The organism is Spongiibacter pelagi (genome assembly GCF_014705705.1).
In the GTDB taxonomy this organism is placed as follows: domain Bacteria; phylum Pseudomonadota; class Gammaproteobacteria; order Pseudomonadales; family Spongiibacteraceae; genus Spongiibacter; species Spongiibacter pelagi.
This window is the reverse complement of the sequence record NZ_JACXLD010000001.1, coordinates 125370-140224: the sequence shown is the minus strand read 5'-3', so window position 1 is coordinate 140224 and position 14855 is coordinate 125370. Positions and strand designations below refer to the sequence as shown.

The 14855-nt window shown below is 52.8% G+C and carries 13 protein-coding genes; 7 read left to right on the top strand and 6 right to left on the bottom strand.

Annotated features, from left to right (window positions below; translation table 11 throughout):
- Positions 1–13 precede the first annotated feature (13 nt).
- The 3 genes from ubiD to trxA all read right to left on the bottom strand — a co-directional run bounded on the left by ubiD (position 14) and on the right by trxA (position 3364).
- Positions 14–1477: a 4-hydroxy-3-polyprenylbenzoate decarboxylase gene (ubiD, locus tag IB286_RS00655; protein ID WP_190761735.1), complete on the bottom strand. Its 1464-nt coding sequence runs from the start codon at positions 1475–1477 to the stop codon at positions 14–16.
- A 77-nt stretch (positions 1478–1554) separates the two neighbouring features.
- Entirely contained in the window at positions 1555–2823 is a 1269-nt protein-coding gene (gene rho, locus IB286_RS00650) for a transcription termination factor Rho (RefSeq protein WP_190761734.1), read from the bottom strand.
- A gap of 214 nt (positions 2824–3037) precedes the next feature.
- On the bottom strand, positions 3038–3364 hold the full coding sequence (trxA, locus tag IB286_RS00645; RefSeq protein WP_190761733.1) for a thioredoxin TrxA: 327 nt from the start codon (positions 3362–3364) through the stop codon (positions 3038–3040).
- A gap of 171 nt (positions 3365–3535) precedes the next feature.
- Here trxA and waaA point away from each other — a divergent pair, with 171 nt between their 5' ends.
- Positions 3536–4801 (top strand): lipid IV(A) 3-deoxy-D-manno-octulosonic acid transferase, encoded by a 1266-nt coding sequence (gene waaA, locus IB286_RS00640; protein ID WP_190761732.1) that lies wholly within the window; start codon positions 3536–3538, stop codon positions 4799–4801.
- Positions 4802–4824: 23 nt separating this feature from the next.
- On the opposite strand, the gene IB286_RS00635 is transcribed toward waaA, so the two are convergent.
- On the bottom strand, positions 4825–6246 hold the full coding sequence (locus IB286_RS00635; protein ID WP_190761731.1) for a TolC family outer membrane protein: 1422 nt from the start codon (positions 6244–6246) through the stop codon (positions 4825–4827).
- Between the two features lie 199 nt (positions 6247–6445).
- Here IB286_RS00635 and IB286_RS00630 point away from each other — a divergent pair, with 199 nt between their 5' ends.
- From IB286_RS00630 to IB286_RS00605, 6 genes are all read left to right on the top strand, one after another.
- Positions 6446–6883, top strand: a complete 438-nt coding sequence (locus IB286_RS00630) for a DUF1249 domain-containing protein (RefSeq protein WP_317889671.1) — start codon at positions 6446–6448, stop codon at positions 6881–6883.
- A gap of 102 nt (positions 6884–6985) precedes the next feature.
- The gene (gene cpdA, locus IB286_RS00625) at positions 6986–7768 is read left to right on the top strand and encodes a 3',5'-cyclic-AMP phosphodiesterase (protein WP_190761730.1); all 783 of its coding nucleotides are present in this window, start codon (positions 6986–6988) and stop codon (positions 7766–7768) included.
- A 14-nt stretch (positions 7769–7782) separates the two neighbouring features.
- Positions 7783–8370 carry a YqiA/YcfP family alpha/beta fold hydrolase gene (locus IB286_RS00620; RefSeq protein WP_190761729.1) on the top strand — a complete coding sequence of 196 codons (588 nt, stop codon included), beginning with the start codon at positions 7783–7785 and terminating at the stop codon, positions 8368–8370.
- A gap of 58 nt (positions 8371–8428) precedes the next feature.
- Positions 8429–10318, top strand: a complete 1890-nt coding sequence (gene parE, locus IB286_RS00615; RefSeq protein ID WP_190761728.1) for a DNA topoisomerase IV subunit B — start codon at positions 8429–8431, stop codon at positions 10316–10318.
- A gap of 25 nt (positions 10319–10343) precedes the next feature.
- Positions 10344–11405, top strand: a complete 1062-nt coding sequence (locus tag IB286_RS00610) for a ChaN family lipoprotein (RefSeq protein ID WP_190761727.1) — start codon at positions 10344–10346, stop codon at positions 11403–11405.
- A gap of 268 nt (positions 11406–11673) precedes the next feature.
- Positions 11674–13230 (top strand): acyl-CoA synthetase, encoded by a 1557-nt coding sequence (locus IB286_RS00605; protein ID WP_190761726.1) that lies wholly within the window; start codon positions 11674–11676, stop codon positions 13228–13230.
- A gap of 35 nt (positions 13231–13265) precedes the next feature.
- Here the strand turns inward: IB286_RS00605 and IB286_RS00600 are convergent, their stop codons facing one another.
- The gene (locus tag IB286_RS00600) at positions 13266–13532 is read right to left on the bottom strand and encodes an amphi-Trp domain-containing protein (RefSeq protein WP_190761725.1); all 267 of its coding nucleotides are present in this window, start codon (positions 13530–13532) and stop codon (positions 13266–13268) included.
- A gap of 7 nt (positions 13533–13539) precedes the next feature.
- Positions 13540–14853 (bottom strand): metallophosphoesterase family protein, encoded by a 1314-nt coding sequence (locus IB286_RS00595; protein ID WP_190761724.1) that lies wholly within the window; start codon positions 14851–14853, stop codon positions 13540–13542.
- Between the last annotated feature and the right edge of the window lie 2 nt (positions 14854–14855).

Genomic DNA, 14855 nt, shown 5'->3' with positions numbered 1-14855 from the left:
GCGCTTGGGCTAGTTACAGCCCAAGCTGATCCCAGAGGGCGTCGATACGCTCAACCACATCCGGGTCGCGCTCAATGGGAATACCCCATTCACGGTCGGTTTCTCCCGGCCATTTATTGGTGGCATCCATACCCATCTTGGAGCCGAGGCCGGAAACGGGAGAGGCAAAGTCGAGGTAGTCGATGGGGGTATGTTCTACCAGTACCGTGTCGCGCTGTGGGTCCATACGGGTGGTGATGGCCCAGATGACGTCTTTCCAGTCGCGGGCATTCACGTCGTCGTCACAGACGATCACAAACTTGGTGTACATAAATTGGCGCAGGAATGACCACACGCCAAACATCACTCGCTTGGCATGGCCGGGATATTCTTTTTTGATGGTGACCACCGCCATGCGATACGAGCAGCCTTCCGGCGGGAGATAGAAATCAATAATCTCGGGAAATTGCCGGCGCAACATCGGCACCAATACTTCATTTAAGGCGACACCCAATACCGCCGGCTCATCCGGTGGGCGGCCGGTATAGGTGCTGTGATAAATCGGGTCTTTGCGGTGGGTGATATGGGTAACGGTAAATACCGGAAAGCGATCAACCTCATTGTAATAACCGGTGTGGTCGCCATAGGGGCCTTCATCCGCCATTTCTTCCGGATCGATATAGCCTTCCAGAATCATTTCCGCATTGGCGGGCACCTGCAAATCATTGCTTAGGCTTTTGGCTAACTCGGTTTTTTCGCCACGCAGTAAACCGGCAAATGCGTATTCGCTGAGGCTATCTGGAATAGGTGTAACCGCGCCCAAGGTGGTGGCAGGGTCGGCGCCCAAGGCCACGGAAACCGGAAATTTTTCGCCGGGGTGTGCCTTTTTAAATTCGGCAAAATCCAGCGCGCCGCCCCGGTGAGATAGCCAGCGCATAATCAGCTTGTTGCGGGCAATTTTCTGCATCCGGTAGATGCCGAGGTTTTGGCGCTCTTTGTGCGGACCGCGGGTAATGACCAGTGGCCACGTTACCAAGGGGGCAACATCGCCGGGCCAGCAGGTTTGAATGGGCAGCAGATGAAGATTAACGGCATCGTCTTTAATCACCACATCCTGACAGGCGGGTTTGCTGACCATTTTCGGGCCCATATTCAAAACTTGTTTGAAAATGGGCAGTTTGCTCCACGCGTCGCGCAGGCCTTTTGGTGGATCGGGTTGACGAAGGAATGCCAATAATTCGCCGACTTCATGCAGGGCTTCAATGTCCTTTTGCCCCATGCCCATGGCGACGCGCTTTTCGGTGCCGAATAAATTGGCCAGCACCGGCACGTTGTAACCCTTGGGATTTTCAAACAGCAGGGCGGGGCCACCGGCGCGTAACACCCGGTCGCAGATTTCGGTCATTTCTAGGTTTGGGTCGACCGGCTGGGTGATGCGTTTAAGCTCACCTTCAGCTTCGAGGTGCTTGATAAATTCTCTCAGGTCGCGATAGATCATTAATCAGACATTCCGTAAAACGAGGGAGTGGTGAAACAAAAAGTCCTACGCTAGGTAGGACTTTTTAGACTTACACCTTATTTCCGTTTCATCGAATCAAAGAATTCGTTATTGGTTTTGGTGTCTTTCAGTTTGTCGATTAAGAACTCAATCGCCGGGGTGTCTTCCATGCCGTGCAGCAGCTTGCGCAGAATCCACATGCGTTGCAGTTCTTCTTCGCCGGTCAGTAATTCTTCACGGCGGGTGCCGGAGCGGCGAATATTGATGGCCGGGTAAACGCGCTTCTCGGCGATCTTGCGATCCAGATGCAGTTCGTTGTTACCGGTACCTTTAAATTCTTCGTAGATGACTTCGTCCATCTTCGAGCCAGTGTCGATCAGCGCAGTGGCGATAATAGTGAGGCTGCCGCCTTCTTCGATATTACGCGCGGCACCAAAGAAACGCTTGGGGCGCTCCAGTGCGTGGGCGTCGACACCGCCGGTCAGTACCTTGCCGGAGCTGGGCACGATGGTGTTGTAGGCGCGGGCCAAACGGGTGATGGAGTCGAGCAGAATAACCACGTCTTTTTTGTGTTCAACCAGACGTTTGGCTTTTTCGATAACCATTTCCGCAACTTGTACGTGACGGGCTGGTGGCTCGTCAAAGGTCGAGGCAACCACTTCGGCGCCGCGTGCACCCACTGAGCGCTGCATTTCGGTCACTTCTTCTGGACGCTCGTCGATCAGCAGAACAATAACGTAACACTCGGGGTTGTTGCGGATGATGCTTTGCGCAATGTTTTGCAGCATCAGCGTTTTACCGGCTTTGGGCGGTGCCACGATCAGGCCGCGCTGGCCTTTACCGATGGGGGCGCTAAGGTCGATGATGCGGCCGGTCAAATCTTCGGTAGAGCCGTTGCCCAGTTCCAGTGTCAGACGATCATTGGGGAACAGGGGGGTTAAGTTTTCAAACAACACCTTGTTCTTGGACTGCTCTGGCGGCGCGAAGTTAACTTCATCGACCTTGAGCAGGGCAAAGTAGCGCTCGCCTTCTTTTGGGGGGCGAATTTTGCCGGAAATACTGTCACCGGTACGCAGGTTGAAGCGGCGAATCTGGCTGGGCGAGACGTAGATATCGTCGGGGCCGGCTAGGTATGAGCAGTCTTCGGAACGCAGAAATCCGAAACCGTCCTGCAGAATTTCCAGAACACCATCGCCGTGAATATCCTCACCACTTTTGGCGTGGCGCTTGAGGATGGAGAAGATAATGTCTTGTTTGCGTGAGCGGGCGATGTTGTCTAGGCCGCTTTCTTTGGCGATGTCCAAAAGTTCTTGGGCAGATTTGGTTTTAAGGTCGGTTAGGTTCATGGGTTCCAGATACGGGTGATATACAGAAGGGATTATCGAGACACAGATTGGGTCTCAATGCCGAAATGGCTCGATATTGGTTAGTTTAAAAAGGGTTTTTGGAATTATTGGAATTCGAGGATTGCCAGAACTGTAGCACTGAAAACGGATACCGTCTAGCTTTTGTCCTATGTGGATTCGGCCCAGCTGTTATTACACCGCCGGGCCGAGTCAATCACAGTGCGCCGTCAATGAAATCGCTTAATTGCGTTCTAGACAGTGCGCCAACTTTAGTGGCTTCGGCATTGCCGCCTTTGAAAATCATCAGCGTTGGAATACCGCGCACGCTGAACTTGGCAGGCGTGTCGCTGTTAGCATCAACGTCGATTTTGCAGATTTTCAGTTTGCCGTCATAAGTCTCGGCGATTTCGTCGAGGACTGGGGCAATCATTTTACAAGGACCACACCATTCGGCCCAGAAATCGACCAGTACGGGCAGTTCAGACTTCAGGACTTCGTCCTCAAAGCTGCTGTCAGTGACGTGAACGATTTTGTCGCTCATGTTGTTTCTCCGAAATAGTAAGGGGGAAGTAATGCAGAAGTGAATTCAACAGCCGCGAATCATAGCACAGGATTTCGGCTTGCCAAAATTTGACCAGTGGGCCAGCGTCTGGCTATTCCGGAGCCGCGCCGTTATTCTTGCCCTTACTGTTGTTTTAGCCTTGATAACCTAATGCCGCGCTTTATTTACAGCCTGCTGTTCTACTGTTTATTACCCTTGGTTTTGTTGCGCCTGTGCTATCGCGCTTGGCGGGCACCGGACTATCGCCGCCGGATTTTGGAGCGCTTCGGTTTTTTTAAAGCGCCAGCTCAGAATGGTGGGCTGTGGGTTCATGCGGTGTCGGTCGGCGAGGTGATTGCGGCTGCGCCGATTATTGAGCATTTCCTTGCCGCGCAGCCGGAGTTGCCGGTGGTGGTTACCACCATGACCCCAACCGGTTCTGACCGGGTCGTGGATCGCTTTGGTGATCGCGTGTTTCATGTGTACGCCCCTTACGATTTACCCGATGCGGTGGCGCGCTTCCTATTTAGAGTGAAGCCTCGGGTGGCAGTAATTATGGAAACCGAGGTTTGGCCCAATCTGGTTAGCCAAACCGCGTCGCGCGGTGTGCCGGTGATTTTGGCCAATGCCCGTTTGTCTGAAAAATCCGCAAGGGGATATCAGCGGCTTTCAAATTTGAGTCGCACGGTGCTGAATCGCTTTCAATATATTCTGGTACAGGCCGCTGCTGACGGTGAGCGCTTTAAAGCGCTGGGTGTGGCCCCTGAAAAAGTGCAGGTGACGGGCAGCGTAAAATTCGATGTCACCATTCCCAATGCCTTGCTTGAACAGGCTGAAGCCGCCAAAAGCGATTTTGCTGGGCGCCCAGTCTGGATCGCGGCCAGCACCCATGCTGGTGAAGATGAACAACTGCTCGCGGCCCATAAATCTTTGCTGAAAACCTTCCCTGAGTTATTGCTGATTTTGGTGCCGCGCCATCCCGAGCGCTTTAATCAGGTTGCTGACTTGATTGAACAGCAAGGTTTGCAATGCCTGCGTCGCAGCTCCGCTGGGCCGGTCGCGGCGCATCATCAGGTATTACTTGGCGATACCATGGGTGAATTGCTGCTGATGTACGGTTTGGCCGATATTGCCTTTGTTGGCGGTAGCTTGGTGCCGCGTGGTGGCCATAACTGTTTGGAACCAGCGGCCTGGGGTTTGCCCGTAGTTGTGGGTGAGAGCGATTTTAATTTTGCTGAAGCGGCCAGCCTGTTGGATCAAGCGCGGGCGCGCCGGGTGGTAAACGATGCGTCTGCACTGGTTACGACAGTGACAGAGTTATTGAACTCGCCCGAGCAGCGCCGGGAAATGGGGGAAGCGGCTAAGGCTGTTTTGGATGAAAATCGTGGCGCCTTGCGGCGCCAACTGGATGTGATTGAAGCGGAGCTGAAACGCTAGTGTGATTCAGCTCGGGGTATTTTTTAACCCTGTTTGATCTTTTCCGCTTCCAGCCACTTGTTTAACTCAATGATGTCATTGGGGCTCAAGGTGCCCGCATTGAGTTTCAGTTTCAGTACATCAATCACATAGTCATAGCGTGAATTACTGTAGTCGCGCAGGGCGGCAAACAGGCGGCGCTGGGCATCTAGAACTTCCACAATATTACGCGTTCCCACTTCGTAACCGGCTTCGGTGGCATCCAGCGCGCTGCGGGCTGACACGGTATTAAGCTGACGCGCTTTAACAGTCTGCACATCGGTGCTCACCGCAATATGCTGTGCGCGAGTGCCGGTAACGACTTGGCGCTGGGTCAGTTGCAACTGGCTTTGCGCGGCGTGGTAATTTCCTAGCGCTTGGCGGCGGCTGGCAGACACTGCGCCACCGGCAAACAGCGGCATACTCAGGGTGAACTTCAGCACTTCAGATTCTGAATCGCTCTCAGGTGGAACCGAGGCAAAACCTTGCGGAGCGAAGGTGCGAGTACCATCGGTTTCATCATTGCTATAGCTAAAGCTGCCGCTGATCTTGGGCAGGTGCTCCATCTTTTTGGACTTGGCAGATTGGTAAGCGGCATCGCTGCCAGCCAGTGCCACTTTTAATTGGTTGTTGTTTTGCAGAGCAAAATCGACCCACTCAGCGCGATTTTCCGGCGCGGGCAGGGTCACCGGGAAGCTGGCCTTTAGATTCCACAATTGATTGTGGTTTTGTCCGGTAAGAATACTCAGATTTTCCTGAGCGATGGCCAACTGGCCCTCAAAGCCGAGACGTTGGGCAACAATGCCATCGTAAACTGCGCGAGCTTCGTGAACATCGGTAATGGCGATTAGGCCCACATCAAAGCGCTGCTGGGTTTGTTCCAGTTGGCGCTTGCCGGCGCGCTCTTCCGAGAGGGAGGCGTTCAAATTTTCTTGGGCGCGCAACACATTAAAGTAGGCTTCCGCTACCCGCACAATCAGTGACTGCTGGTCGTAAGCCAGTTGCGCCTCGGCCTGCTCATTCAGTTTTTTACCGGCTTTAAAGTTAAACCAGGCGGGCAGATCAAACAGGGCTTGATTCAGTGAAATGGCGTAGCCGGTGGTATCAGTATCGCTTTTGGTTTCTTGGTCGATAATCGAAGTCGAGGTGCTGCCAAATGCGCCACTGGTAACGGTGACAGTTTTGGAGTTTGCGGTTGAATCCAACTGCTGAATATATGCTTGGCCACTAATCTGCGGCAGCAGTGCCGCACGGCTGAGGTTTTCGGCCTCGCTATTGGCGCGGTAAGTCGCCTCGGCGGCTTTCAATTGGGGATCGTTTTTTACAGCGAGTTCGTAAACGTCGAGTAGGGTGTCGGCGTGGCTTGCTCCGGCGAATAGCGTGGTGCCAAGTATGGCGGTCGCAAGCAGATGACGTTTGATCAGCATAAGGGTAACCTGTATAGAGTGTCGGATTCCAATGATGTCAATTCGTGGCAATTGAATTGGATGACGCATAGTGGGCTGCAATCGTCTTGCAGTCTGATCCTGTTATATTGCCGCAGGGCGTCACAATAACCAGTTCGGCAGTGTAACAGAAGGGCCAGCGGCCACTTCGAATATTAACGAATGTTTATGGAAAACTATTGTGTCGGCAGGACGATATAAAGTAGACCTCAGTGCGCATCTCGCTGATTGCGAGATGAACTACCTGCGTCTGCAGAAAATTCTGCCGTCAGAATTGCGGGTGGGGCAGCATTTGCGCTTTCAAATGGCGGGTGGCTGTATCGATATTGAGGTGCTGGAATGTGCGCCTTATACCACTATGCTGGATTTGCGTTTGAGCCGTAACCCTCATGCGGAGTGGGCGATCACTCGCCTGCAGGTGCGGATGTACCATGATGCCGAAGTGGCGGAAGTGCTGGCTGGCGGCAAGCCGACGCCGTTTCGTGCCCGCTACCACTACCCCAATAGTCGTATGCATCACCGCGACGAAAAGGCCCAGCTCAACCGCTATTTGGGCGAATGGCTGAGCCGTTGTTTGAGTCACGGTCATCAACTTACCGAGTTGGCAATGCCAGTCTGAGATCGGTGTCGGGTTTTGTGAATTTTCTATTCGCCTAACTGGCTTTCTTGAAAACCATCCCGTATAAACAAAAATAACTCGATAACTTAGTTAGGTCTGTGTGTGTCTTCACGCCCTCTAAAAGTGGTTCAAATCAGTGATTGTCATCTCGGCGCCAGCGCCGAGGATGCGCTGCTGGGTATGAATACGGAACAGAGCCTTGATGCGGTACTGGACGCCCTTCGCCAACATGAAACCGCAATTGATTTAATCGTGGTCAGTGGTGATCTGGCGGCCGACGGCGAGCCGGAAGCCTATCGGCGAGCCTTGGCTAAGTTGCAGGGCTTGGCCCCGCAGATCCTGTGGTTGCCCGGTAATCACGATACGCCCGAGGTGATGCGGGAGATTGCACCTGAGCAGATGCCGCTGCTGGCAGATTGTGGCGGATGGCAAATTGCCCTTTTGGATAGCCATGTTCCCGGCAAGGTGGGCGGCTCTTTAAAACCCGCCGAGCTGTCGCAGTTGGCTGAGCAATTATCGGCAGATAAACCGGCGCTAATTTTCATGCACCATCATTTATTACCGGTGGGTTGCGAATGGTTGGATGCCCAGCGCATCGACAATGCGGATTTATTATTGGCGCTGGCGGAGCAAACCCCGGCAGTTAAAGCCATGGTCAGTGGTCATGTGCATCAGCAGTGGCAGCAAGAATTTGCCCATTTGCAGTTGCTGACGTCGCCGTCGACCTGCATCCAATTTGCCCCCAAAAGTAAAAAATTTGCCCTTGAGGCTATTAATCCGGGCTACCGCTGGTTTAGTCTGCAAGCTGATGGCGGCTTCGACACCGGAGTCGTGCGCGTGGAAGGTCAGACATTTCATGTCGATCAGCAAGCAAACGGCTACTAGTGTAAAAGGCCCTGATGACAGCAGCACTTCTTTATATTCACGGATTTCTCTCTTCACCCGATTCGCAAAAGGCCCAGCAACTGAAACAGTTTCTGGCTAATGACTTCCCCGGCGTTCAGCTAGATATTCCGGCGCTGCCCAATACCCCCGGCGATAGCCTGAAATTATTGGATGAGCGAGTGCAGGCATTATTAAATGAGCCGGGTTGTCGATTGGGTTTGGTGGGCAGTTCGCTGGGCGGATTTTTTGCCACCGTATTGGCCGAGCGCTATCGCCTGCCGGCGGTGCTGATTAATCCCGCGGTGCGCCCCACGGATTTAGCCGCCCATTTTTTGGGGACACACACCAACCCCTATTCCCAGCAAACCTTCACCATTGATGAGGATGACATTGCAACGATTCGCGCAATGGAGCCTTCGGATAATCTGCACAGCCGTTATTGGGTATTGATGCAGACCGGTGATGAAGTGCTGGATTATCGTCGGGCTGAAGCCTTTTATCAGGGGCAAACCCTGACTATTGAGGAAGGCGGCGACCATCATTTCCAGAATTTTGAGCGCCATATGGGTGCAGTAGTGGAATTTCTGGGCCTCTCCGGTTAACAATAACGCGATTTGGAATTAAGTAAGCGACCGCCTGCGGCGGCGCCAATGGATCACAATGTCAGAATACAGCGCACAGTCTATTGAAGTGTTGACCGGCCTTGAGCCGGTTCGCAAACGCCCCGGTATGTACACCGATACCCAGCGGCCAAACCACCTTGCTCAGGAAGTGATCGACAACAGCGTGGACGAGGCACTGGCCGGTCACGCCAGTCAGATTCATGTCACCTTGTTTGATGATGGCTCGCTGAGCTGTGCGGATGATGGCCGGGGTATGCCGGTAGATATCCACCCGGAAATGGGACTGCCGGGGGTGGAGGTTATTCTCAGCACCCTCCATGCTGGCGGTAAGTTCTCCAACGACAACTATCAGTTCTCCGGCGGTTTGCACGGCGTGGGTGTGTCGGTGGTGAATGCGCTGTCGACCCGTTTGGAAGTGACCATCAAGCGCGATGGCCAAGTGCATCGCATCGGTTTTGCCAATGGCGACAAAGCCAGCGACCTGGAAGTGATTGATACCTGCGGCAAGCGCAACACGGGTACTACAGTCCACTTTTGGCCCGATGCAAAATATTTCGACTCCGCCAAATTTTCCGTTCGACGACTGAAACACGTACTGCGGGCCAAGGCGGTGTTATGCCCCGGCTTGCGTGTGATTTTTGAAGACCGCACCGGCGAAGAAAGCGAAGAGTGGTATTACGAAGACGGCCTGCCCGACTATCTGGCCAGCAATACCCGCGAATATGAAGTGTTGCCAGCACAGCCTTTTGTCGGCCATTTCTCCGGCAATACCGAGGCCGTGGATTGGGCGGTGCAATGGCTGCCGGAAGGCGGTGAACTGGTTACCGAATCTTACGTTAACCTGATTCCGACCGCGCAGGGCGGCACCCATGTAAACGGCCTGCGCAGCGGCCTGCTGGATGCCATGCGCGAGTTCTGTGAATTCCGTAATCTGATTCCGCGCGGCGTTAAATTGGCGCCGGACGATATCTGGGACAAATGCTGTTTTGTGTTGTCGTCTAAATTGGCCGATCCGCAATTTTCTGGTCAAACCAAGGAACGCCTCAGCTCGCGCGAAGCGGCCGCTTTTGTTGCCGGTGTAAGTAAAGACGCCTTCAGCCTGTGGCTAAACCAGCATACCGAAGAAGCCGAAAAACTGGCCGACCTCTGTATCAGCAATGCGCAAAGCCGTTTGCGCAAAGCCAAGAAGGTGGTGCGCAAAAAAGTGTCTGCGGGGCCGGCCTTGCCCGGTAAACTGGCGGATTGCTCCGGTGCCGATGCCGACCGCTCTGAACTGTTTTTGGTCGAGGGTGATTCGGCGGGTGGCTCTGCCAAACAAGCTCGCGATCGACAGTTTCAGGCGATCCTGCCACTGCGCGGAAAAATCTTGAACACCTGGGAAGTGGATTCCCAGCAAATTTTGGCCTCACAGGAAGTTCACGATATTTCCGTGGCGCTGGGGGTTGATCCTGATTCGACAGACCTGAGCGGTTTGCGCTACGACAAAATCTGTATTCTCGCCGATGCGGACTCCGACGGTGCCCACATTGCTACGCTGATCTGCGCACTATTCCTGCGGCATTTCCGCGCGCTGGTCGAGCAGGGCCATGTCTATGTCGCCATGCCGCCGCTGTATCGGGTCGACCTTGGCAAAGAAGTGTTTTACGCGCTGGATAATGCGGAGAAGCAGGGCATTATCGACCGGCTCGAAGCGGAAAATAAACGCGGCAAAGTCAGTGTGACCCGCTTTAAAGGTCTGGGTGAAATGAACCCCCTGCAATTGCGGGAAACGGTTATGGATCCAAACACCCGCCGTTTAGTGCGCTTGGCAATTGAGCCCGATGATGAAACCGATAGCCTGATGGATATGCTGCTGGCGAAAAAGCGAGCAGCCGATCGCAAGGTTTGGTTGGAAAGTTCAGGTGATCAGGCCGAAGCTATCGGCTGATCACCACGCAAAAAATACTGGGTCCATGAAAACAAAAATCACCTTGGCGCGGCCTTTCCGGGTCGTCGCTATATTGCTCAGCAGCGCATTGTTGCTGAGCGCCTGTAGTCTTTTTCCTCGCTCGAAAGATGTGCAGCCCGACAAGCCGTTGCGGTCACTTTCAACCGCCTATGATTACCAATTATTGGGCGCGGATTTAAAACCGCTGCGTCTGCGCTCATTGGTAAAACAATTGGCGAGTCGTGATGTTATTTTTATTGGTGAATGGCACGACAATCACGCCTCACATCTTTTGCAAATGCGCTTGTTAGAGCGACTTTATACCGAGGCGCAAAAGTCAGGTCGGGAGCTGGTGTTGAGCATGGAAATGTTCAACCGGGATAGGCAGGCGGTGCTTAATCGCTATTTGAAAAACGAAGTGGGTGAGCGGCGTTTGATCAATGATGCTGAGGCGTGGTCAAACTATATTGGCAGTTACCGCCCCTTGGTGGAGTTCGCTAGAGAAAATCAGATTCCGGTGCTGGCTGCCAACGCGCCTTCCGCGATGGTGCACTGTATTGGTCGCTTGGGAAAAAACTATATTGACCAGTTAGATGCGGCGGAAAAACCACTGCTCGCCAAGCAGCCATTTGCGGATGTGCTTGGGTATAAATCAAAATTTGTGCGCGAGATGGGTGGCAGTGCCCATGTGCCGGAAAACCAGCTAGATAATAGTTATTTGGCGCAGTTGGCTAGGGATAACACAATGGCGGAAACCATTGTTGCGGCCAAAGATGCCAAGCCGAATTTACTGGTAGTGCATATCAACGGCAGCTTTCACAGCGAAGACTTTTTAGGCACGGCGGGTGCCGTGCGCGAGCGCCGTCCTGAATTCAGTATTGCGGTAGTGACGCCCTTGGCCCGTGATCGGTTGGATAGTTTGAGTCAGACACAGCGGCATGACGGTGAATTTTATTATTTGGCCAATCCCGCGCCGGCGGAATTTGTGGATGAAAGCTATCGTAAGCAAGTGATCGGCAAAATGTTTACTGATGCACGTTTGGGAGCAGATAGCTGCCAAAAGCCGAGCCATACCCTGACTTTTTAATCGGATTTGTCACAATTTTGTTGTACAGTTTAAAAATATTTATCAGCGACCGGGCCAGTGCCTGATTGCCGTGTTGATCATGGAAATCAAAAATCTGAGCTAAATTAATAAATCAAATAACGCTGAATTTGCTCGCCGTACTCCGGCTGGGCATCATTTCTTCCCGCTCCTATCGAGCAATGTGCGGCCTTAAATTTAATTTTTATCATGCCTCTCCAGCCATCACCCGTGGTGCTGGAGACTGAATAATTCTAATAGAGGTTTCCGCATGCAGTTTACCCAGGGTTTGCACCGGGCGGTGCAACAACAGCCGGACAATATTGCCACGATATGTGATGGCAGAACTCACACCTTTCGTCAGCTTGAAAACCGCGTGTCGCGTTTGGCTGCCGGGCTCTTAAGTCAGGGCTTTAAGCGTGGCGACAGAATTGCCATTTTGTCTTTAAACAGTGATCGCTATCTTGAGGCTTATCTCGCCATTGCCTGGATTGGTGCGGTGGTAAATCCGGTTAACTTTCGCTGGTCGCCTGCGGAAATCGCATTCTCGCTGCGTGATTCGGCGTCTACCGGCATTATCGTTGACGATCATTTTGCAGAAGCGGTGGTGCAAGTTAAGGCTGAAACCCCCAGCCTTGAAACCATTTTTTATGCGGGAGACAAACCCGAGATAAATCATTTTGTGTCAACGGAATCTCTGATTGCGAACAATGCGCCGGTTGAGGATGTTGCGGCCTGCGGTGACGAATTGCTCGGCATTTTTTATACCGGGGGCACAACTGGGGTTTCTAAAGGTGTGATGCTCACCCACGACAGTATTTGTGCATCGGCTTCGGCATTGATGGCGGAAGGACTGTTCCAAAAAGGCAGCAAGGGCCTGCATGCTGCGCCGATGTTTCACTTGGCGGACATGATGATGAGCACCGGTATGGTGATTCGCGGTGGCCAGCATATTTTCCTCAGCGCGTTTAATCCTGAAACGGTGTTGGCGTTAGTTGAAGAGCTGGCTATCTCTGATCTGCTATTAGTGCCCGCAATGATGCAGGCGGTGGTGGATCATCCTAAATGTCAGACCACTAATACCAGCAGTGTTAAAAATCTGATGTACGGTGCATCGCCCATTTCCGAGGCCTTGCTGGGGCGCGCAATGGAAGCCCTGCCGACAGCCGCATTTACGCAGGTTTATGGTATGACCGAAACCTCAGCGGTGATGACTATTCTCGGCCATGAAGATCATCTTCCAGAGAATCGTCATCTCGGCCGCTTGCGCAGCGCCGGTCAGGCGGGAACGCATATCCAACTTAAAATTGCCGATGAGCAAGATAATGAGTTGCCTCGTAATACGGTAGGGCAAATTCTTTCCCGTGGCCCCAGCTTGATGAAGGGTTATATCAACCGTGAGGAAGCCAGCCGCGAAGCCTTGGAAGGCGGTTGGATGCACACCGGCGATATGGGCTATATGGACGACAGCGGTTATGTTTTTGTGGTGGATCGCTGCAAAGACATGATTATTTCTGGCGGGGAAAATATTTACTCCGTGGAAGTGGAAAATGCCGTTATGCAGCATAACGCGGTAGCCATGTGTGCGGTCATCGGTATTCCCTGTGACGATATGGGGGAGCGGGTTCATGCGGCGGTGGTGTTAAAGCCGGGTGCTGAGTTGGAGTTTGAGGTGTTGAGAGAGCACTGCAAGCAGCTTATTGCTGGCTATAAATGCCCGAAAAGCATGACCGTGCTGGACGCCTTACCGATGTCGGGGGCGGGAAAAATTCTTAAGACGGAATTGCGTAAACCCTTTTGGGAGCAGAAGGATCGGGGGATTTCTTGATCTGAGTTTAAAGAGCGCGGCCATTTGAGCCGCGCTTAATTCACTTTAAGCTGTTTTTTTCGGTTTGCGCCGCTTTCTTCTTCCCATGAAATTCGAATATCTACCCGGCGGCGGGCATCTTCTTCACTGGCGGTGAGTTTGAGATTCAACAAGCCCTTGGGCTTCATCACGATACTGCCGTCTTCATCGCTAAAGCTCAGGCTGCCATCGCCAAGTCCTTTGCAAATCGCCTCAAAAATATCCTTGATGGATTGGGTGTCCTGAATGGATTCGTGGCGGAAGCTTTTTTTAGTTTCTTTCATAAGGGCTCTATTGGCTCCCCAAGTAGTGGGCAGGTTCAAACACCTTAGCACAGGGATAATCATTACTCAGCCCAATCACCTGCCCTTTGGGGTGAATCACGGTGACGCCGTGGCCAATACCACTTAGGCCTTCTTTTTTACGCGAGTGGCGATCGAGGGTGATATCACCTTCAAAGTGAATCATGCCTTGGCGCAGCATAATGCGCTGGCCTTCGTGGCGGTTGCGATGACCGTGCACAATGGCGTGAATGCCGGAATTGTAAGCGGTTTCAACCCCGTGCTGACTGAGCGGCATATCCACGTCGCGGTATTTGGTGCGCATGGTATTGGCCAGCGCGCCGTAATAAAACTCAAACAGGTCGTGTTGGATCTGGTAGCGATAGAGCTTATTGAGATGGGCGACACTCTCTTCGCTGATCAAGGTGGCAATGCGGTCGTCGAGGCCGGCGTGAATAAACAAAAACGAACCGGCTTTATAGGCGAGTTGCATATCTTTAAAAAACCAACTGAATTCACCGCTGGGTTTCAAAAAGAGCGCTTTACATTTAATGGCGGCGGCGTAGATATCGCGCAACGTCATTCCTGATTTTTCGCAGGCGTGTTCAAAGTCATCTACTTTTTTGCGTATGCGGATAAGTTCGCGCTCGATCGCTTCGTCTGGCATTAGCCATGCGGCTTCTTTGGCGAAGTGAACAAACCAGCTTTCGCGGGGGTAGAGTTTTCGGCGGCATTCGCTCAAGCTCGGGGTGTTTTTGGGCAGTTTGCCGTCGGCAAAATATTCCTCAAACACTTCTTTAAACAGCGGAATGACCTTGGGGCCCATGCGCACAAAAAAATGTTCGGTGCGTGGGTCGGGTACCAAATCCATGCTGCGTAAGCCAACCAATAACCGTACATCGTGATTGCCGGCGAGTAGTTTGATGTTGGCGCCTATGTCTTTTAAGGCGCGAATACTGCGGAGTAAGTCGAGATTGCTGGGGCCTTTATCGAGGCAGTCGCCGCCAATAATAAAGGTGGCATCTTTGCCGGCTTTGCTCAGTTTGAAATCCAGCAAGTTTAGGCCGGTTTTTTTAATTCCACCGGAGGCGTGTAAGGAGCCAACAAAGGCATCGGCGTCGGCGTGGGGATCAGAGATAAACAGGATGGGTTTCTTAGGCCAGCTCCACGGTTGGTGGCCGATGGCCTTGCTTAATACTTCGGCTAGCGCGTGGTGGTTGCTTCGATCTTTGCCCATTGAGCCGTGTTTGCCGAGTTGCCAGTATTCTCCCTCGGCAGGGAAGCCTTTTGCATTCCAGCGTATTGGACAAAATTCAGAAGCCATAT

Excerpts from the sequence above, each read along its gene's own strand:
- ubiD (WP_190761735.1), bottom strand. The coding sequence starts at position 1,477 with ATGATCTATCGCGACCTGAGAGAATTTATCAAGCACCTCGAAGCTGAA.
- rho (WP_190761734.1), bottom strand. The coding sequence starts at position 2,823 with ATGAACCTAACCGACCTTAAAACCAAATCTGCCCAAGAACTTTTGGAC.
- trxA (WP_190761733.1), bottom strand. The coding sequence starts at position 3,364 with ATGAGCGACAAAATCGTTCACGTCACTGACAGCAGCTTTGAGGACGAA.
- waaA (WP_190761732.1), top strand. The coding sequence starts at position 3,536 with ATGCCGCGCTTTATTTACAGCCTGCTGTTCTACTGTTTATTACCCTTG.
- IB286_RS00635 (WP_190761731.1), bottom strand. The coding sequence starts at position 6,246 with ATGCTGATCAAACGTCATCTGCTTGCGACCGCCATACTTGGCACCACG.
- IB286_RS00620 (WP_190761729.1), top strand. The coding sequence starts at position 7,783 with ATGACAGCAGCACTTCTTTATATTCACGGATTTCTCTCTTCACCCGAT.
- parE (WP_190761728.1), top strand. The coding sequence starts at position 8,429 with ATGTCAGAATACAGCGCACAGTCTATTGAAGTGTTGACCGGCCTTGAG.
- IB286_RS00610 (WP_190761727.1), top strand. The coding sequence starts at position 10,344 with ATGAAAACAAAAATCACCTTGGCGCGGCCTTTCCGGGTCGTCGCTATA.
- IB286_RS00605 (WP_190761726.1), top strand. The coding sequence starts at position 11,674 with ATGCAGTTTACCCAGGGTTTGCACCGGGCGGTGCAACAACAGCCGGAC.
- IB286_RS00600 (WP_190761725.1), bottom strand. The coding sequence starts at position 13,532 with ATGAAAGAAACTAAAAAAAGCTTCCGCCACGAATCCATTCAGGACACC.
- IB286_RS00595 (WP_190761724.1), bottom strand. The coding sequence starts at position 14,853 with ATGGCTTCTGAATTTTGTCCAATACGCTGGAATGCAAAAGGCTTCCCT.